Here is an 18147-nt window from a genome sequence, read left to right as displayed (position 1 = left end):
CCCTGCGTACCTTCGGTATGTAGTCTCTGTCACTAGAACGTGTTACAGCCAGCCAGCTGAGGGAGCTCCAGTGACCGCATCCGACGTCCTCCCCGAGGGTTTCGACTTCACCGACCCGGACCTGATCCAGCGCGCGATCCCGCACGACGAGTTCCGCGCCGCGCGCCGGCACGCGCCGATCACCTGGATCGAACAGCCGTGGGAGCCGCGCAGCGGCTTCGCCGAGGAGGCCGGCACCGGCTACTACGCGGTCACCCGCCACGAGGACGTCGCCGCGATCTCGAAGGACAGCAAGAACTGGTCGACGTACGAGAACGGCGCGATCATCCGGTTCCCCGGGGAGATGGCGCGCGAGCAGGTCGAGCTCCAGCGGGTGATCCTGATCAACCAGGACCCGCCCGAGCACACCGCGACCCGCGGGATCGTCTCGCGCGGCTTCACGCCGCGCTCGATCGCCGAGCTCGAGGACACCATGGTCCAGCGGGCCACGACGATCATGAAGGAGGCCGTCGCGCGCGGCACCGGCAACTTCGTCGAGGAGGTCGCTGCGGAGCTCCCGCTGCAGGCGATCGCCGACCTGATCGGCGTGCCGCAGGAGGACCGGCACAAGCTCTTCGAGTGGTCCAACCAGATGCTCGCAGGCGAGGACCCGGACTACGCCGGCGAGAACGAGGTCGCCGCGGCCGAGATCCTCGGCTACTCGATGATGCTGGCCGCGGACCGGCAGGCCAACCCCCGCGACGACCTGATCACCAAGCTGATCAACGCCCACAAGGGTGAGCGCGGCCTGACCGACGACGAGTTCGGCTACTTCGTGATCCTGCTGGCGGTCGCCGGCAACGAGACCACCCGCAACGCGATCACCCACGGCATGAACGCCTTCCTCGACAACCCCGAGCAGTGGGAGATCTGGAAGAACGACCGGCCGGCCACGATGGTCGACGAGATCGTCCGCTGGGCCACCCCGGTCAGCGTCTTCCAGCGCACCGCCCTCAGCGACGTCGAGCTCGGCGGGGTGCGGTTCAAGAAGGGCCAGAGGGCCGCGCTGTTCTACGCCAGCGCGAACTTCGACGAGGACGTCTTCGAGGACCCCTACACCTTCAACATCCTGCGCGACCCGAACCCGCAGCTGGGCTTTGGCGGGCACGGTGCGCACTACTGCCTGGGCCACAACCTGGCCCGCCAGGAGATGCGGGCGATCTTCAACGCGATCGCCGACTACGCGCCCGACATCACCAAGCTCGCCGAGCCGAAGCGGCTGCGGCACTCCTGGGTCAACGGCATCAAGGACCTCCAGGTCCGTTACGCCTGAGCCGGGGCTCGCTCAGGCGCGAGCCGTCAGTACGACGTGGCCGTCCTCGGTGATCGCCACCGTGTGCTCCATGTGCGCGCCCCGGGACCCGTCCTTGCTGCGCAGGGTCCAGCCGTCGTCGTCGGTGTAGATCTCGTCGGTCGTGTGCAGGAACCACGGCTCGATCGCGATCACCAGGCCGGGGCGCAGCTTCAGCCCGCGCCCGGGACGGCCGTCGTTGGACACGTGCGGCTCGCCGTGCATCGTGCGGCCGACCCCGTGCCCGCCGAACTGGAGGTTGATCCCCAGCCCGGCGGCGCGCGCGACGTCGCCGATGGCGGCGGAGACGTCGCCGAGCCGGTTGCCCGGCCGGGCCGCGTCGATGCCGGCGTCGAGCGCGCGGGAGGTCACCTCGATCAGGTCGAGGTCCTCCGGGCGCGGGGTGCCGACGACCACGCTCAGGGCCGAGTCGGCCACCCAGCCGTCGACGTTCGCGGCGAAGTCGACGCTGAGCAGGTCGCCGTCCGCGAGCCGGTAGTCGTGGGGGAGGCCGTGCAGGACCGCGTCGTTCACCGACGTGCACAGCACCTTCCCGAACGGTGAGGCGCCGAACGACGGGTGGTAGTCGATGTAGCAGGACTCCGCGCCGCACTCGCGGATCATCGAGTGGGCCAGCGCGTCCAGCTCCAGCAGGTTGACCCCGACGTCCGCCTTCTCGGCGAGCGCGGTGAGCACGTCGGCGACGAACCTGCCGGCGGGGCGCATCTGCTCGATCTGGGCGGGGGTGCGGAGCTCGATCATGGGGGCGACCCTATCCAGCGGGGCCGTGGCTCCTCTGCCGAGGGCAGATCCGCCGACAGCGGATCCGCTGGGATCCCGACGGCGTACGCCGCAGGCTCGAGCCATGACCCAGACACCCGCGCTCGCCGGCCTGTCCGCGGCCGACCGGCTGCTGCACCAGCGGATCATCGTGCTCGGCCAGCAGGTCGACGACGACATCGCCAACAAGCTCTGCGCCGAGCTGCTCCTGCTCTCGGCGGAGGACCCCCACCGCGACATCGCGCTCTACATCAACTCACCCGGCGGCTCGGTGAGCGCCGGGCTCGCCATCTACGACACCATGCGGCTGATCCCGAACGACGTCAGCACCCTGGCGATGGGCCTCGCCGCCAGCATGGGCCAGTTCCTGCTCTCGGCCGGCACCCCCGGCAAGCGCTACGCGCTGCCGCACTCGCGGGTGCTGATGCACCAGGGCTCCGCCGGGATCGGCGGCACCGCGATCGACATCGAGATCCAGGCCGAGAACCTCGAGCACACCAAGAACGTGATGACCGGCCTGATCGCCGAGCACACCGGCCAGCCCGTCGAGGTGATCGAGCGGGACTCGCTGCGGGACCGCTGGTTCACCGCCGAGCAGGCCCGCGAGTACGGCTTCGTCGACCGGGTCCTCACCGACGTGTCCGCGGTGACACCCGCGCGCCCGGCACCCTCGTTCGGGCTGAGGTGAGCATGGTGAGCACCTACACCATCCCCAGCGTGGTCGAGCGGACCGCGCGCGGCGAGCGGGCCGTGGACATCTACAGCCGGCTGCTGACCGACCGGATCGTGTACGTCGGCACCGAGATCGACGACGGGGTCGCCAACGTGGTCATCGCCCAGCTCCTCCACCTGGAGTCCGACGCCCCGGACCAGCCGATCAGCCTCTACCTCAACTCGCCCGGCGGCTCGGTGACGGCGATGCTCGCGATCTACGACACCATGCAGTTCGTCCGGTCCCCGGTCGGTACGACGTGCGTCGGCCAGGCCGCCTCCTCCGCCGCGGTGCTGCTCGCCGGCGGCGAGCCCGGCAGCCGGACCGTGCTGCCGCGGGCTCGAGTGGTGCTGCACCAGCCCTCCGGCGGTGGGCAGGGCACGCTGCCGGACCTCGCGCTGCAGGCCAAGGAGATCGTGCGGCTGCGGACCGCGATGGAGGAGATCCTGGCCGAGCACACCGGCCGGTCGGTGGCCCAGGTGCACGCCGACACCGACCGGGACCTGGTTCTCTCCGCGGAGCAGGCGGTGGCGTACGGGCTGGCCGACGCCGTCCTGGACAGCCGGAAGAAGGTCAACCGATGAGCGGCGGGTCCGTCAGGCCGCCAGGCAGACCGGGCCGCTGACCCGGCTCAGCCGCCGGCTCACCCGCGAGGTGAGGTCGACCAGGCGCAGGCCGAGCGCACCGGCAACGGCCCCGAGCACCTCCGAGCTCGGCTCCTTGCGGCCGCGCTCGACCTCGGAGAGGTACTGCGTCGACACCCCGGCCGCCCCGGCGACGTCGGCCAGCGTGCGGCCCGCCGTACGCCGTTCCTCGCGCAGCTCGTAGCCGACCGCCTCGCGCCACAGCGGCTCCGGCTCGGATGCCGCCGGCCGCTGCGGCGGGACCGGGAATGCGACGACGTCACCCATGGCCCGACTCTAGCCCGTCAGTTGGAGGGCTTCTCGGAGCCGACGACCCACATCGCGAAGAACTGCGACCCGCCGCCGTACGCGTGGCCGAGCGCCCGGCGGGCGCCGTCGACCTGGTGCTCCCCGGCGGCGCCGCGGACCTGGAGGGCGGCCTCGCCGAAGCGGAGCATCCCGGAGGCGCCGATCGGGTTCGACGAGAGCACACCGCCCGAGCAGTTGACCGGGAGCCGCCCGTCCATCGCGGTCCCGCCCGACTCGGTGAGCCGCCAGCCGCCGCCGTTCGCCTCGGCGAAGCCGAGCGACTCCAGCCACATCGGCTCGAACCACGAGAACGGCACGTAGATCTCGGCCGCGTCGATCTCCTCGATCGGGTCGGTGATGCCGGCCTGCTTCCAGAGTGCCGCGGCCGCGTCGCGCGAGGCCTGCGGGTTGACCTGGTCGCGCTCGGCGGCCGTGGTCGCCTCCGACCGCATCGCGGTGCCGTGGATCCACGCGGGGTTGGGCGACGCGGCGGCGGTGTCCTCGTCCACGATCACCAGCGCGCAGGCGCCGTCGGACGACGGGCAGGTCTCGTCGTACCGGATCGGGTCCCACAGCATCTGCGAGGCCAGCACCGACTCCACCGTGGTGTCCGGGTTCTTCAGGTGGGCGTAGGGGTTCTTCAGCGCGTTCTGCCGGTCCTTGGCCGCGACGATCGCCCCGACGTGCGTGGGCGCCTCGGAGCGCCGGATGTAGGAGCGCACGTGGGGGGCGAAGTAGCCGCCGGCCCCGGCGTGGACCGGCATGTTGAACGGCAGCGGCACCGACAGCGCCCACATCGCGTTCGACTCCGACTGCTTCTCGAAGGCGACGGTCAGGACGCGCTTGTGCACGCCGGCCTGCACCAGCGAGGCGGCGACGATCGCGGTGGAGCCGCCGACCGAGCCCGCGGTGTGCACGCGCAGCAGCGGCTTGCCGACGGCGCCGAGCGCCTCGGCGAGGAACAGCTCGGGCATCATCACGCCCTCGAACAGGTCCGGCGCCTTGCCGACGACGATCGCGTCGATGTCGTCGAGGCTCAGGTTCGCGTCGAGCAGGGCACGGTCGATCGCCTCGCGGCACAGACCCGCCATCGAGACGTCCTCGCGCTTGGCGCGGTGGTGGGTCTGGCCGACCCCGATCACCGCTGCGGGCTGCTTGGTCATCAGTTCGGTGCCCCTTCGGTAGTAGCGCCCAGGACGCAGAGCAGGTTCTGCTGCAGCGCGGGGCCGGACGTCGCGTGCGCGACGGCCTTCGACGCCTCGCCGGACCAGATCCGCGCCGCCGCCTCGCCGATGCGGATGCCCCCGGCGGAGAACATCGGGTTGCTCGTGAGCGCGCCGCCGGAGGGGTTGACGCGGACGTCGTCGGCGAGCCCGAGCTCGCGGCGCAGGACCAGCTCCTGGTGGCTGAACGGCGCGTGCAACTCGGCCACCTCGACGCCGTCGAGGTCGAGCGCCGCTGCCGACCGCGCGGCCGACGGGGCCCGGGTGAGGTCGCGGGTGCCGACACTGATCGGGTCGATGTGGTGCGCCAGGCCACCGATCCAGGCGGGCCGGTCACGCACCTCGCGGGCCCGGTCGCCGGCGGCGAGCACGATCGCCGCGGCACCGTCGGTCACCGGGGAGCAGTCGTGCTTGCGCAGCGGGTCGGCGTACATCGGCCGGGACAGCAGCTCCTCGACGGAGGAGCCGCCCTTGCGGATCGCGTACTCGTTCTTCTCCGCGTCGGTCAGGGACCGGTTGGCTACCTCGGCCATCGCCCGCTCGTCCCAGACGCCCGCGTCGATCCCTGCCCGGGCCTGCAGCCCCGCCAGCGAGATGGTGTCGGGCCACAGCGGCGTCATCGTGTACGGCTCCAGCTGGAGGGCGAGGGTACGGCGCAGCACGCCGGCCGAGGCCTTGCCGAACGCGTAGACGAGCGCGGTGTCGACCTCACCGGTCTGGATCTTGAGCCACGCCTCGTACAGCGCCCACGCCAGGTCCATCTCGACGTGGGACTCGTTCACGGGCGGGATCACGCCGATCGCGTCGACCGCCGACACGAACGAGAAGGAGCGTCCGGCGAGGTAGTCCGAGGACCCCGAGCACCAGAACCCGATGTCGCGCCGGGTCCAGCCGGTCTGCTCGTAGCACTCGGCGAACAGCGGGACCAGCAGCTCCACGCAGGTCGGGGACCCGTCGAACACGGGCATCTGTCGCTGGGCGAACCCGACGACGGCGACGTCTCTCATCGGCGCCTCTCGCTTCCTTCTCAGAGGTGCTGGCGGTAGGTGTCGTAGTCGGCGTCGGGCTCGCCGGTGGGCTCGAAGTGGTCGATGTTCTCCAGCGAGTAGGTCCACTCCTCCTCCGGCTTCCACACCGCCTTGACCCGCATCCCCATCCGCACCTCGTCGGCGGGGACGCCGAGGATCAGGTGCAGGACCGCGATGTCCGCGCCGTCCAGCAGGACGTACGCCGAGACGTACGGCGGCGTGATCTTCTGGCCGAGGAACGGCACGTTGACCACGCAGAACGTCGTGATGGTGCCGGTCTGCGCGACCTCGACCTCCTCGGCGGTCGGCGTCCCGTCCGACGGGCAGGCGCTGCGCGGCGGGACGTAGACCTTCTGGCAGGCCGGGCAGCGCTGGCCGACGATCCGGCCCTCGTTGAGGCCGCGGTAGAAGGCCGACTCCTCGGGCGACGCGGCGTACAGGTAGTCGAGGGAGACCGGGGTGATCACGCCGGTCACCGGGTCGGTGGTTGCGAGTCTCGCTTCGCCTCGCACCTCGACGACCGCGTCCAGCGCCTCCCAGCACGCGATGTCGGTGATCGCACCGACCCGCTCCTCGGCCCAGCGCACCCGCACCCGCATCCCGGTCGACACCTGGTCAGGGGAGGCGAGGTCGAGCGCGTGCAGGAACGGGGTGTCGGCGCCGTCCAGAGTCACCAGCGCGAACGCGAACGGCCGGTCGAACGGCTGGCCGGGCACCGGCTCGGGGACCCACGTCCAGGACGTGACGGTGCCGGTGGGGGCGACCTCGACGAACTCGGTGACGGCCTCGTGGCTCACCGGGTCGAACTCCGGGGGCGGTACGACGACCCGGCCGTCCGAGGTCCGGGCCCCGACGACCCGGCCGTCGCGCAGCCCGGTGAGGAAGCGCCCCAGGACAGGACCGGTGGAGCGGGTGTAGTCGAACGCTACGGTGACCGGTGCTGACAGTGTTCGTGTCATGGTCCGAAACTAGAACAGGTTCTACGATCGGGCAAGCGTCCCCCACGACAGGAGAGATCACATGAAGCTCGGACTGCAGCTCGGCTACTGGGGTGCGCAGCCCCCTCGGGGTGTCGGCGCGCTGGTCGCGGCGGCCGAGGAGGCCGGCTTCGACGCGATCTTCTCCGCCGAGGCGTGGGGGAGCGACGCATTCACGCCGTTGGCCTGGTGGGGCCGGGAGACCTCGCGGATCAGGCTCGGCACGTCGATCGTGCAGATGTCCGGTCGGGCGCCGACGTCGATCGCGATGCACGTGCTCACGCTCGACCACCTCTCGGGCGGCCGGGTGATCCTCGGGATGGGCGTGAGCGGGCCGCAGGTCGTGGAGGGCTGGTACGGCCAGCCGTTCGCCAAGCCGCTGGCCCGCACCCGCGAGGTCGTCGACGTCATCCGCCAGGTGCTCGCCCGGGAGGCACCGGTGACCAACGACGGTCCGCACTATCCGCTGCCGTACGCCGGCGAGGGCTCGGTCGGTCTCGGCAAGCCGCTCAAGCCGATCGTGCACCCGCTGCGGGCCGACGTGCCGATCTGGCTGGGCGCCGAGGGACCGAAGAATGTCGCGCAGACCGCGGAGATCGCCGACGGCTGGATCCCGATCTTCTACACGCCGAAGTCGGCGGGCATGTACCGGCCCTGGCTCGACGAGGGGTTCGCCCGGCCCGGCGCCCGGCACTCTGCCCCGTGGCTGGGCGGTTCCGACTTCGAGATCGCGGCCACCTGTCATCTCCAGGTGGTGAGCAGCGCCGAGGAGAAGGCCGCGGTCCTCGACGCGATGCGGCCGTTCGTCTCGCTCTACATGGGCGGGATGGGTGCCAAGGAGGCGAACTTCCACAACCAGGTGTTCGTCCGGATGGGCTACGAGGACCTGGCCGCGGAGGTGCAGAAGCTGTACCTGTCGGGGGAGAAGGACCGCGCCACCGCGCTGGTCCCCGACGAGCTGGTCGACGACATGCACATCATCGGCACCGCGGGTGAGGTCCGCGAGAAGGTCGCGCAGTGGGAGGAGACGGGCGTCACGACGCTGCTGCTCAGCCTCGGCTCGCCCGAGGAGGTGCGCTCGGTCGCCGAGCTGCTCGCCTGAGCCGAGCCGGTCGGCTGTGACCGGGGGCACCCTGCTCGCCGGCCCGTCCGCCCTTCAGGTCTCGTCCGGGCCTGCCGATGGTGGAGGAGTCAGTCTCGGGCGCGACGCCGCGCCGTTCCTCCCGTCCGGAAGGTTCCCGTGCCTCGCCTGTCCCGTCGCGCGCCGCTGTGGGTCGCGCTCCTCGCGCTGGTCCCCGTCCTGCTGACCACCACGGCGGTGGCGCCGACCGCCGCCGGCGCCGAGCGCGCCCAGGGCGCTGCCGCGTTCACGTTCGGCACCCACAACAGCCACCGCGGCACCGGGCGGTTCACCGGGTTCGCCGACGTCATCTGCTGGCAGGAGGTCGCGCTGCCGCAGTCGAAGGAGAAGCTCCTGAGGAGCATGCGCGGCTACGACCACTACGTCGAGTCCGGTGTGGCCGGTCAGGTACCGCTGTCCTGGCGCGCGGACCGGTTCAGCCTGGTCGACGCCGACACGGTCCAGGCCGCGCCGCGGGTGAAGTCCTACTCGCCTCCGCGGTTCATCACCCGCGCCGTGCTGCGCGACGCCGTGACCGGACGCCTGGTCGCGGTCTACAACACCCACATGGTGCAGGGCGCCTGGAACCAGCGGCGCAAGCCGTTCAAGCAGATGCGACAGCGGAACTGGCGCGAGCACGCCCGGGTGCTGCGTCGCGAGCTGCGCCGCGCGGACCGCGACATCCCGGTGCTGGCCTGCGGCGACTTCAACCGGGTGCGCTACCTCGACCTGCCCGGCCTCGCCCCGATCCGGAGGCAGGGCGGGCGTACCGGCCTCGACCACCTGTACCGGGACGCCCGCGGCGTGAGCGCCCGCCCGGCGCGCACCGAGGGCAACGCCGGCTCCGACCACCCGCGCCTGGTGAGCACGATCCGGCTCCGCTGACCGGCGCGGCCGGTGGTGGGCCGGGCGACGCGCCCGTTGCCCGGAACTGGAACACGTTCTAGTCTCGGGGGCATGACGGACGACCTGCGACTCGGCACCCACAATGGCCACCTGATGGTCTCCGCGCTCAAGCGGCACCGCACCAAGCCCGTGATGCACCTCGGTGAGACGACCATCACCGGCGGCCAGGCCGCGGAGCGGATGAGCCAGTACGTGCAGGCCTACGAGGCGCTCGGCGGCGGCCGGGGGACGGCGGGCGCGCTGCTCGCGCTCAACCGCCCCGAGGTGCTGTTCATCCTGGGAGCCGGGCAGACCCAGGGCTACCGGCGTACCTCGCTGCACCCGCTCGGGTCCCTGGACGACCACGCCTACGTCATCAACGACGCCGAGATCACCACGCTCACCATCGACCCGGTCCCGATGTTCGTCGAGCGGGCGCTCGGCCTGCTGGAGCGGTGCCCGAAGCTGGAGAAGGTCCTCACCGTCGGTCCGGTCCCCGACGAGCTCAGCCACGTCGGCAACGACCTCAACGCGGCGGCCGCGTCGTTCGACCCGGTCCCGCTCGAGGCGGTCACCCTCGCGCCCGACCACATCGTCTCGATCACCTACACCGGCGGCACCACCGGCAAGCCCAAGGGGGTGATCGGGACCTCGCGACAGATGCACACGATGACCCAGATCCAGATGGCCGAGTGGGAGTGGCCGGAGGCGCCCCGGTTCTTGATGTGCACGCCGCTCTCGCACGCCGGCGCGGCGTTCTTCGTGCCGACCGTGCTCAAGGGTGGCTGCCTCTACGTGCTCGCGAAGTTCGACCCGGCCGAGGTGCTGCGCACGATCGAGGAGCAGCGGATCACCGCGACGATGCTGGTGCCCTCGATGCTCTACGCGCTGATGGACCACCCGGACAGCCGGACCCGTGACCTGTCCTCGCTGGAGACCGTCTACTACGGCGCGTCGGCGATCAACCCGGTGCGGCTCCGGGAGGCGATCGAGCGGTTCGGCCCGATCTTCGCGCAGTACTACGGCCAGTCCGAGGCGCCGATGGCGATCACCTACCTGCCCAGGGCCGACCACGCCGAGGCACTGCAGGAGGGCGCCGACCAGCGCCGGCTCGCCTCCTGCGGCCGACCGTCCGCGTTCATCCGCACCGCACTGCTCGACGAGGACGGCAGGGCGGTCCCGGTGGGTGAGCCGGGGGAGATCTGCGTGGCCGGGCCGCTGGTCGCGGGCGGCTACTGGAACCTGCCCGACGAGACCGGCGAGACCTTCCGCGACGGCTGGATGCACACCGGCGACGTGGCCCGTGAGGACGAGGACGGCTACTGGTACATCGTCGACCGCACCAAGGACATGATCGTCACCGGCGGGTTCAACGTGTTCCCCCGCGAGGTCGAGGACGTCGTCGCCGCGCACCCTGCCGTGGCCCAGGTCGGTGTCATCGGCACCCCGCACGAGAAGTTCGGCGAGGCGGTCACCGCGATCGTCGTGCTCCGCTCCGAGGCGCCGCGCGACGAGGACGCGATCGGCCGGATGACCGCGGAGATCCAGGAGATGGTCAAGGAGCGGAAGGGCTCGGTGCAGGCGCCCAAGCAGGTCGTCGTCGCCGACTCGCTCCCGCTGACCGCGCTCGGCAAGCCGGACAAGAAGGCGCTGCGGGCGCAGTACTGGACCGGGGACCGCGCGGTCGGCTGACCGCTCGCGGCGTCGTCGCACTGCCGCTCCGTCGGTGGCAGGGTGACCATGCAGCAGGTGGCGGCCGAGGCCGGCGTCTCCGTCTCGACCGTCTCGAAGGTGCTCAACGGCCGCTACGGGGTGTCCAGCGAGACGTCCGCGCACGTCACCGAGGTGGTCCACCGCCTCGGACACGAGGCCAGCTTGGTGGCCCGCAGCCTGCGTAACAGGCGGAGCTGGCCAGCCCTCCGTTGACAACCGTGCGGCAGCCGATCGCGAGGTCCACGCCGAGCTGGCGACGACGCTCGTCCCCCGCGGCTCGACGGCCGCACCGGGCCGCACCTCCTGAGCGGTGCCGGTCAACGCTCCTCGGCGTACGCCGGCGCCGGCACCACCTCGAGCGCGGGCGGCGCGCCCCGGCGCCGCGCGAGCAGGGTCCGGACGGCCGTGTCGATGGCCAGGCCGCCCCACAGCAGCAGGACCGCGACGACGCCGTCGAGCCACCAGTGGTTGGCGGTGGCCGCGACCACGAGCGTCGTGATGACGACGTGCAGCAGGAACAGCCAGCGCCACCGGCTGGTGCTCACGGCCACGACGCCGAACGACACCACGGCGGCCCAGGCGACGTGGATCGACGGCATCGCGGCGAACTGGTCGGACACGCCGGTGGTGACGTCCGAGCCGTACACCGAGACGCCGTAGTGGTGGGAGAGGTCCTGGTAGCCGAGGTCCGGGAAGAAGCGCGGCGGCGCGACCCGGACGAAGCGGATCACCAGGCATCCCGCGGTGACCAGCGCGAGCCCGTTGCGCCAGTGGGGGTAGCGGTCGCGGTGCCGGAAGAACAACCAGACCAGGAACGCGATCAGCGCCGGTACGTGCAGCGTCGCGTAGTAGAGGGAGGTGGGCTCGCCGAGCCACTCGTGGCGCAGCACGAACTGCTGCAGCGACAGCTCGGTGGGCAGACGCAGCCAGTGCTCTGCGGTCACGATGTCGCGGGCCCGGTCCATCGCGCCGGCGTCGGCCGTCAGCGGCAGCATCCGGGCCAGCCGCCACACCGCGTAGAGGGAGGAGATCAGCGCGAACTCGGCGGCGACGGGCTCCAGCGGGCGCGTCAGCTCGGAGCGGATCCGGCGCAGCGCCCACCACAGCGCGACGCTGAGGACGGCGGCCAGAGCGGCCTGATCCCAGGTCGGCCACGGCACCTGGCCAGTCTGGCAGCGGGGCGGCGGCGCCGCCGGGGATTCGGGCGATCAGCGGCCCTGGAACTCCGGTGACCGCTTCTCGGCGAACGCCCGGGGCCCCTCCTTGGCGTCGTCGGAGGCGAACACCGCCATGCCGACGGCAGCGTCGTCGGCCCAGCAGTCCGCCTCGTGCCTGCCCTCGGCGGCGCGGGCGGTCCGCAGGATCGCCTGCACCGCGAGCGGCCCGTTGGCGCACACCAGGTCCGCGACCTCGTGTGCCTTCGCGAGCGCCTGACCGTCGGGGACGACGTACCCGATCAGCCCGATCTCCTTGGCCTCCGGTGCCTTGATGTGCCGGCCGGTGAGCAGCAGGTCCATCGCCACCGTGTACGGGATCTGGCGCGGCAGCCGGACGGCCGAGCCCCCCATCGGATAGAGGCTCCACCTCGCCTCGGAGATGCCGAAGCGCGCCGACTCGCCGGCGATCCGGATGTCGGTGCCCTGGAGGATCTCGGTGCCGCCGGCGATCGCCGGGCCCTCGACCGCGGCGATCAGGGGCTTGGTGAGGCGGAAGCCCTTGAGCAGCCCCTTGATCACCGAGGGGTCGAAGCCGGACTCGAAGCTCTCGCTCGGCGGCCGCTTGGTCGCGGCCTTGAGGTCCATGCCGGCGCAGAAGTAGCCGCCGGCACCGGTGAGGATGCACGCCCGGATCGCGTCGTCCTGGTTGACCCGGTCCCACGCCTCCTCCATGATCGCGAGCATCTCCCCGGAGAGGGCGTTGCGGGTCTCGGGCCGGTTCATCGTGACGACCAGCTTGTGGCCGTCCTGCTCGACGAGGCAGTGGGGGGCGTCCGTGGCTGGGGAGGTCATGGCGCGGAGCCTAGCCAAAAACGAGAACGTGTTCTAGTCTCGCGCTCGTGGCTCACAACATCGCTGACCTCTTCGAACACGCCGTCGATGCCGCGCCCGACAACCGCGCCCTCAAGGTCGGTGACCGGGTCGTCACCTACGCGGACCTGGAGGCCGACGCCAACCGCCTCGCGCACTACCTCCGGGCGCAGGGTGTCGGGGTCGGGGACCACGTGGCGATCTACGCCAAGAACAGCATCGAGCACGTCGTGGCGGTGCTCGCGGTCGTCAAGATCCGCGCCGTCAACATCAACGTGAACTACCGCTACGTCGAGGCCGAGCTCGACTACCTCCTCGACAACGCGGATGTGGTCGCGGTGATCCACGAACGCACCTACGCCCCGCTGGTTGCCGCGTGCTTCCCGAAGCACGCGAAGCTGCGCCTCGCCGTGGCGATGCGCGACGCCATCGAGCCGGAGGACACCTCCGACGTGTCGTCGTACGGCGGCGTCCTGTGGGAGGACGCGCTCGCCGGCCAGAGTGCCGAGCGGGACTTCGGCGAGCGCAGTGCGGACGACATCCACATCATCTACACCGGTGGGACCACCGGGTTCCCCAAGGGCGTGATGTGGCGCCACGAGGACTTCTGGCGGGTGCTCGGCGGCGGCATCGATTTCTACACCGGTGCTCCGCTCGAGGAGTACGACCAGTCCAAGCAGGCCAACGACCCCCGGATGGTCACCTTCCCGCTGAGCCCGCTGATGCACGGCGGCGCCCAGGCGGGCCTGCTGATGCACCTGTTCGCCGGGCACCTGACGATCCTGGAGCCCAGGTTCGACCCCGTGCGCACCTGGCAGATCATCGACGAGAACCAGGTCCAGCTGATCTTCATGACCGGCGACGCCATGGCCCGCCCCCTCATCGAGGCCTACGAGGCCGGCGGCTACGACGGGTCCAGCCTGTTCGCGATCTCGAGCAGCGCCGCCATCTTCAGCCCGCCGGTGAAGAAGCGCTGGATGGACGCCTTCCCCAACGCGGTGTTCACCGACTCGATCGGCGCCTCGGAGACCGGCTTCCAGGGGATGGGCATGCAGGAGAAGGACAACATCAGCCCGGACGGCCCGGTCGTCGGCCTCGGCCCGCACAGCGTGGTCATCGACGAGGACGGCCGGGTCCTGGACGTCACCACGGACATCGGGAAGGTCGGCCGGCTCGGCCGCGGTGGCAGCGTCCCCGTCGGCTACTACAAGGACCCGGCGAAGTCGGCCACCACCTTCCTCACCATCGGCGGCGAGCGCTACTCCGTCCCGGGCGACTTCGCCCGGATCGAGGAGGGCGGCCGGGTCACCCTCCTGGGCCGTGGCTCCAACTGCGTGAACACCGGCGGCGAGAAGGTCTACCCCGAGGAGGTCGAGATGGCCGTCAAGGGACACCCCTCCGTGTACGACGTGCTCGTCGTCGGCATCCCCCACGAGCGCTACGGCCAGGCTGTGGCCGCGGTCGTGGAGCTGCGCGAGGGCGCCTCCCTCGAGCTGGAGGAGCTGCGGGGCTACCTGCGCGCGCACCTGTCGGGCTACAAGCTGCCGCGCGCCCTCACGATCGTCGACCGGATCCCGCGCAACGCCACCGGCAAGGCGCAGTACCCGAAGGCCAAGGAGCTGGCGATGGCCGGCTTCGCCGCCACGGCACCGACCGTCGACCCGACCTCGGTCTGAGGCTCCCTCGATCTGTAGGAGAGATGACCATGCGCACCCCGATCTGCGACACGTTCGGGATCGACTACCCGATCTTCGCCTTCACCCCGTCCGAGCACGTCGCCGCCGCGGTCTCCCGCGCCGGGGGCCTGGGGGTCCTCGGCTGTGTCCGCTTCAACGACCCCGACGAGCTCGAGCGCACCCTGAGCTGGCTCGACGAGAACACCGACGGCAAGCCGTACGGCGTCGACATCGTGATGCCGATGAAGATCCCGACCGAGGGCACCTCGGTCGACCTGAAGTCGATGATCCCCGAGGAGCACGTGAGCTTCGTCGAGCGGACCCTGCAGCGGCTCGGCGTCCCGCCGCTCCCCGAGGGCGAGGGTCGCGACGGGGTGCTCGGCTGGCTGCACTCGGTCGCCCGGTCGCACCTCGACGTCGCGCTCAACCACCGGACGGTGCTGATCGCGAACGCGCTCGGCTCGCCCCCGGTCGACGTGATCGAGAAGTGCCACGAGCACGGGATCCTGGTCGCCGCCCTCGCCGGGGCTGCGAAGCACGCGCGCTCGCACGTCGCCAACGGCGTCGACGTCATCGTCGCCCAGGGCTACGAGGCCGGCGGGCACACCGGCGAGGTGGCGAGCATGGTGCTCCAGCCCGACATCGTCGACGCGGTCGGGCCCGACGTCCCCGTGCTCGGAGCCGGCGGGATCGGCTCGGGCCGGCAGGTCGCGGCCTCCCTCGCGCTGGGCTCGCAGGGCGTGTGGACCGGATCGATCTGGCTGGGCACCGAGGAGTACCAGAAGCTGCAGTCCAACGCGGGCTGGACCGAGGCGTTCACCCGGGCGACCTCCTCCGACACCGTCCGCACCCGCATCTACACGGGCAAGCCGGCCCGGCTGCTGAAGACGAAGTGGACCGAGGCGTGGGCCGAGCAGGACGCACCCGAGCCGCTGCCGATGCCGCTGCAGAACCTCCTGGTCGCCGACGCCCACAACCGGATCAACGCCTCCGGCGACCCCGACGTGATCTCGATGCCGATCGGCCAGATCGTCGGCCGGATGAACCAGGTGCGCCCGGTCGCGGAGGTGATGGCCAGCCTGGTCGCGGAGTTCGAGGAGGCGGTGGGTCGCCTGGAGTCGATCCGGAAGTAGCCGCTCGTCGGCAAAATCACGTCGTGCCTGCCACGCTCGTGAGGGGCGGCGTGGCACCCTGGAGTCCAGGGGGATCCAGGGGGGAACCGCACCACCGCGATCATCGAGTCTGGGGGGACTTCAGATGCGCGACGTACTTCACGGCATCGCGACGGCGCTCGTCATCGCGATCGCAGCGCTCTTGACCATCGTTCAGGTCTCCGACCTGCAGCACGCCGTCGACCGGCTGCGGCAGGACGACGGCGCCGTCCAGCAGGTCGGTCCGCAGCACGCGGGGCAGCATCCGGGCCGGACCGCCGGGAAGTAGCCCGGAAGTAGCCCGGAAGTAGGGGGTCCAGCGGCTCCCCGGAGGCGGACCTTCGCCCCTGATCGCCGCTCGGGCCGGCAGGCACGCTCGGTGTGGGAGGCCCCATGTCGATCACCGAGCTCGTCGCCGCAGCAGCCCGGGCGCCGTCGTCCCACAACACGCAGCCCTGGCGCTGGGTCGCGTCGGACGACGGCCGGCGCCTCGAGCTGTACGCCGACCGCCGCCGGGCCCTCCCGGTCAACGACCCGCGTGGTCGCGAGCTGGTGATCAGCTGCGGCGCCGCGCTGTTCGCGCTCCGCGTGGCGGCCGCGCACGACGGCACCGGGGTGATCGTGGAGCCGTTCCCGGACGAGGACCCCGACCACCTCGCCACCGTGTACCTGACGGGCCCGCCCGGTGACGAGGCCGTGCTGTACGGCGCGCTCGCCACCCGGCACACCCACCACGGGTCCTTCGCCCCGGCGTCGATCACCCCCGACACGCTGGCCGCGCTGCGGGCGGCCGCGCGGGCCGAGGGGGCCTGCCTGCACGTGATGGACGCGCTCCAGCGCGACGCGGTGGCCGGCCTGGTCGCCGAGGGCGACCGGGTCCTGTGGTGCGACCGGGGCTGGCGGCGGGAGCTGGCCCGGTGGTTCCGGACCCGGCGCGGCGGCGACGGGCTGACGGTCTCGCCGGCCGCGTTGGTGCCGACCCGGTTCGCCGTCGCCCACCTCGACCTGGGCCGGCGCCGCGGTGCCGCCAACGCTCGTCTGGTGGAGGATGCGCCGGCTGTCGTGGTGCTCGCGACCCACGACGACGAGCCAGGGGACTGGTTGCGGGCCGGTCAGGCCCTGGAGCGGGTGCTGCTGGTGGCGGCGGTGGCGGGCCTGTCCGCGGCCTTCGAGAACCAGCCCTGCGAGGCCAGCCCGGCCGTGCGGGCCCGGCTCGGCGCCGTCCTGCACGGGCGGGTCCCTCAGATGGTGGCCCGCCTCGGCCCGAGCGAGCCGGCCCGGCCGAGCCCGCGCCGGCCGGTGCGGGTCAGCGCAGGTCGGGGTGGGCTCGCCCCGCGATGAGCGGCGCGGGTCAGAGCGAGGTCATCACGCCCACCGGCTCGGGGGAGAAGCGCGGGAACACCGCGGCCGTGGACGCGCCGAACCGGGTCGAGACGACCTCGGCGAGCACGCTGCGGTAGTCGGTGGTCACGAGCAGGTCGGAGTCGAGCTCGGCCGACAGGCCGGGCCAGGTGCCGTAGTACCGGCCGCCCTTGACCCCGGCGCCGGCCAGGAACATCACGTTTCCGTAGCCGTGGTCGAGCCCGTAGCTGTCGTTCTCGACGACCCGCCGGCCGAACTCGCTGATGGTCACGAGGGTCACCTTCGAGGCCTGGTCGCCGAGGTCGCCGAAGAAGGCGGCGATGGCGGCCGCCAGGTCGCGGGCGTTGTCGCGCAGCCAGCCCCGCTCGACGCTGCCGACGTCGGAGTGCATGTCCCAGTCGCCCTGGTCGACGGTGATCACCTCGACGCCGACGTCGCCGCGGATCACGCGAGCCACCTCCGAGAGCGCCCGCCCGATGTCGGTGCGCGGGTACGCCTCGGCGTTGTCGGCGCTCTCGCGCGCCGGCGCGAAGTCGTCGAGCGCGGCGAACATGGAGCGCATCGCCGTGCCGAGGGTGCTCCGGTCGTCGTCCCACAGGCGGTGCAGGGAGGACCGGCGGCCCTTGGTGGTGTCCCACTTGTCGTCGCCGGGGATCCGCACGGAGTCGACGTCGCCGGCGGACATCACGCCCTGGGGGCCGTAGAGCGAGGTCGGTACGACGCCGCCGCCGACGTTGAAGCCCTGGAGCGGCGAGGTGCCCGGGTCGGTGCCGATCAGCCGGTTCAGCCAGCCGGTGCGGACCTCGGAGCCGGGATCGGCGTCCTCGACCTCCTCCATCGCGGAGAAGTGCGAACGGTTCGGGGCCGGCAGCCCGGTCGCGTGCACGGCCGCGAGCCGACCGGCCCGCCAGAGCGGCAGCAGCGGCTCCAGCGCCGGGTGCAGGCCGAACATCGCGTCCTTCGCGAGCAGCGCGGCGGCGGGCACCGCGATGCTCGGCCGGGCGCTGTAGTACACCGGGTCGGCGTGCGGGACCACGAGCGAGAGGCCGTCGGCAGCACCGCGCAGCGACAGCACGACGAGCACCGACGGGGCCGGGGCCAGCGCGGCCGCGGACGTGGTGATCGCGGCGGTCCCCACGATCGTCGTCGCGCCCGCCAGGGCGACGGCGCCGGAGAACAGCCCGCGACGCGAGAGGCGGGCGAACTCGGGGCAGCAGGGGTCGGTCATGGC

Annotated in this window: 19 protein-coding genes; 11 read left to right on the top strand and 8 right to left on the bottom strand. The window is 71.9% G+C overall.

The features are described 5' to 3' along the window. Positions 1–70 precede the first annotated feature (70 nt). The gene (locus NOCA_RS15360; protein ID WP_011756182.1) at positions 71–1312 is read left to right on the top strand and encodes a cytochrome P450; all 1242 of its coding nucleotides are present in this window, start codon (positions 71–73) and stop codon (positions 1310–1312) included. A 12-nt stretch (positions 1313–1324) separates the two neighbouring features. Here the strand turns inward: NOCA_RS15360 and map are convergent, their stop codons facing one another. Beyond that, positions 1325–2092, bottom strand: a complete 768-nt coding sequence (map, locus tag NOCA_RS15355) for a type I methionyl aminopeptidase (RefSeq protein WP_011756181.1) — start codon at positions 2090–2092, stop codon at positions 1325–1327. Positions 2093–2195: 103 nt separating this feature from the next. On the opposite strand from map, the gene NOCA_RS15350 reads away from it, so the two are divergent. Further along, positions 2196–2798: a ClpP family protease gene (locus NOCA_RS15350; RefSeq protein WP_011756180.1), complete on the top strand. Its 603-nt coding sequence runs from the start codon at positions 2196–2198 to the stop codon at positions 2796–2798. Between the two features lie 5 nt (positions 2799–2803). Next, complete coding sequence (locus tag NOCA_RS15345) at positions 2804–3406, top strand: ClpP family protease (protein WP_011756179.1); 603 nt, start codon at positions 2804–2806, stop codon at positions 3404–3406. Between the two features lie 12 nt (positions 3407–3418). Here NOCA_RS15345 and NOCA_RS15340 read toward each other — a convergent pair whose 3' ends face one another. Genes NOCA_RS15340 through NOCA_RS15325 form a run of 4 tightly spaced genes read right to left on the bottom strand, consistent with a single transcriptional unit; the run spans position 3419 to position 6964 of the window. After that, on the bottom strand, positions 3419–3733 hold the full coding sequence (locus tag NOCA_RS15340; RefSeq protein ID WP_011756178.1) for a helix-turn-helix domain-containing protein: 315 nt from the start codon (positions 3731–3733) through the stop codon (positions 3419–3421). Positions 3734–3750: 17 nt separating this feature from the next. Then, positions 3751–4917, bottom strand: a complete 1167-nt coding sequence (locus NOCA_RS15335) for a thiolase domain-containing protein (protein WP_011756177.1) — start codon at positions 4915–4917, stop codon at positions 3751–3753. Next, the gene (locus NOCA_RS15330; RefSeq protein WP_011756176.1) at positions 4917–5984 is read right to left on the bottom strand and encodes a thiolase domain-containing protein; all 1068 of its coding nucleotides are present in this window, start codon (positions 5982–5984) and stop codon (positions 4917–4919) included. Before NOCA_RS15330 ends, NOCA_RS15335 begins: the two co-directional genes overlap by 1 nt. 20 nt (positions 5985–6004) lie before the next feature. Next, the gene (locus NOCA_RS15325; RefSeq protein WP_011756175.1) at positions 6005–6964 is read right to left on the bottom strand and encodes a Zn-ribbon domain-containing OB-fold protein; all 960 of its coding nucleotides are present in this window, start codon (positions 6962–6964) and stop codon (positions 6005–6007) included. A 61-nt stretch (positions 6965–7025) separates the two neighbouring features. On the opposite strand from NOCA_RS15325, the gene NOCA_RS15320 reads away from it, so the two are divergent. From NOCA_RS15320 to NOCA_RS15305, 4 genes are all read left to right on the top strand, one after another. Next, positions 7026–8084, top strand: coding sequence for an LLM class F420-dependent oxidoreductase (locus tag NOCA_RS15320; RefSeq protein WP_011756174.1), 1059 nt, complete (start codon positions 7026–7028; stop codon positions 8082–8084). A 138-nt stretch (positions 8085–8222) separates the two neighbouring features. Then, positions 8223–8987 (top strand): endonuclease/exonuclease/phosphatase family protein, encoded by a 765-nt coding sequence (locus tag NOCA_RS15315; protein ID WP_011756173.1) that lies wholly within the window; start codon positions 8223–8225, stop codon positions 8985–8987. A 72-nt stretch (positions 8988–9059) separates the two neighbouring features. Further along, positions 9060–10679 (top strand): fatty-acid--CoA ligase FadD8, encoded by a 1620-nt coding sequence (gene fadD8 / locus NOCA_RS15310; RefSeq protein WP_041546572.1) that lies wholly within the window; start codon positions 9060–9062, stop codon positions 10677–10679. 48 nt (positions 10680–10727) lie between these two features. Continuing rightward, positions 10728–10913, top strand: coding sequence for a LacI family DNA-binding transcriptional regulator (locus NOCA_RS15305; protein ID WP_083768308.1), 186 nt, complete (start codon positions 10728–10730; stop codon positions 10911–10913). A gap of 104 nt (positions 10914–11017) precedes the next feature. Here NOCA_RS15305 and NOCA_RS15300 read toward each other — a convergent pair whose 3' ends face one another. Then, the gene (locus NOCA_RS15300; RefSeq protein WP_011756170.1) at positions 11018–11860 is read right to left on the bottom strand and encodes a phosphatase PAP2 family protein; all 843 of its coding nucleotides are present in this window, start codon (positions 11858–11860) and stop codon (positions 11018–11020) included. Between the two features lie 48 nt (positions 11861–11908). Then, complete coding sequence (locus tag NOCA_RS15295) at positions 11909–12709, bottom strand: crotonase/enoyl-CoA hydratase family protein (protein WP_011756169.1); 801 nt, start codon at positions 12707–12709, stop codon at positions 11909–11911. Positions 12710–12756: 47 nt separating this feature from the next. On the opposite strand from NOCA_RS15295, the gene NOCA_RS15290 reads away from it, so the two are divergent. From NOCA_RS15290 to NOCA_RS15275, 4 genes are all read left to right on the top strand, one after another. Continuing rightward, the gene (locus tag NOCA_RS15290) at positions 12757–14403 is read left to right on the top strand and encodes an acyl-CoA synthetase (RefSeq protein WP_011756168.1); all 1647 of its coding nucleotides are present in this window, start codon (positions 12757–12759) and stop codon (positions 14401–14403) included. Between the two features lie 29 nt (positions 14404–14432). After that, a complete protein-coding gene (locus NOCA_RS15285) occupies positions 14433–15536 on the top strand; it encodes an NAD(P)H-dependent flavin oxidoreductase (protein WP_011756167.1) in 1104 nt (367 codons plus the stop codon). A 124-nt stretch (positions 15537–15660) separates the two neighbouring features. Continuing rightward, positions 15661–15843 (top strand): hypothetical protein, encoded by a 183-nt coding sequence (locus NOCA_RS15280; protein WP_041546571.1) that lies wholly within the window; start codon positions 15661–15663, stop codon positions 15841–15843. Positions 15844–15947: 104 nt separating this feature from the next. Continuing rightward, a complete protein-coding gene (locus NOCA_RS15275) occupies positions 15948–16895 on the top strand; it encodes an Acg family FMN-binding oxidoreductase (RefSeq protein ID WP_011756166.1) in 948 nt (315 codons plus the stop codon). A gap of 10 nt (positions 16896–16905) precedes the next feature. Here the strand turns inward: NOCA_RS15275 and NOCA_RS15270 are convergent, their stop codons facing one another. Beyond that, positions 16906–18144: a DUF1501 domain-containing protein gene (locus NOCA_RS15270; protein ID WP_011756165.1), complete on the bottom strand. Its 1239-nt coding sequence runs from the start codon at positions 18142–18144 to the stop codon at positions 16906–16908. Positions 18145–18147 lie beyond the last annotated feature (3 nt).

This window comes from Nocardioides sp. JS614, from assembly GCF_000015265.1.
In the GTDB taxonomy this organism is placed as follows: Bacteria; Actinomycetota; Actinomycetes; order Propionibacteriales; family Nocardioidaceae; genus Nocardioides.
Note: the sequence above shows the minus strand (reverse complement) of the source record. Positions and strands in the feature narration are given on the sequence as shown.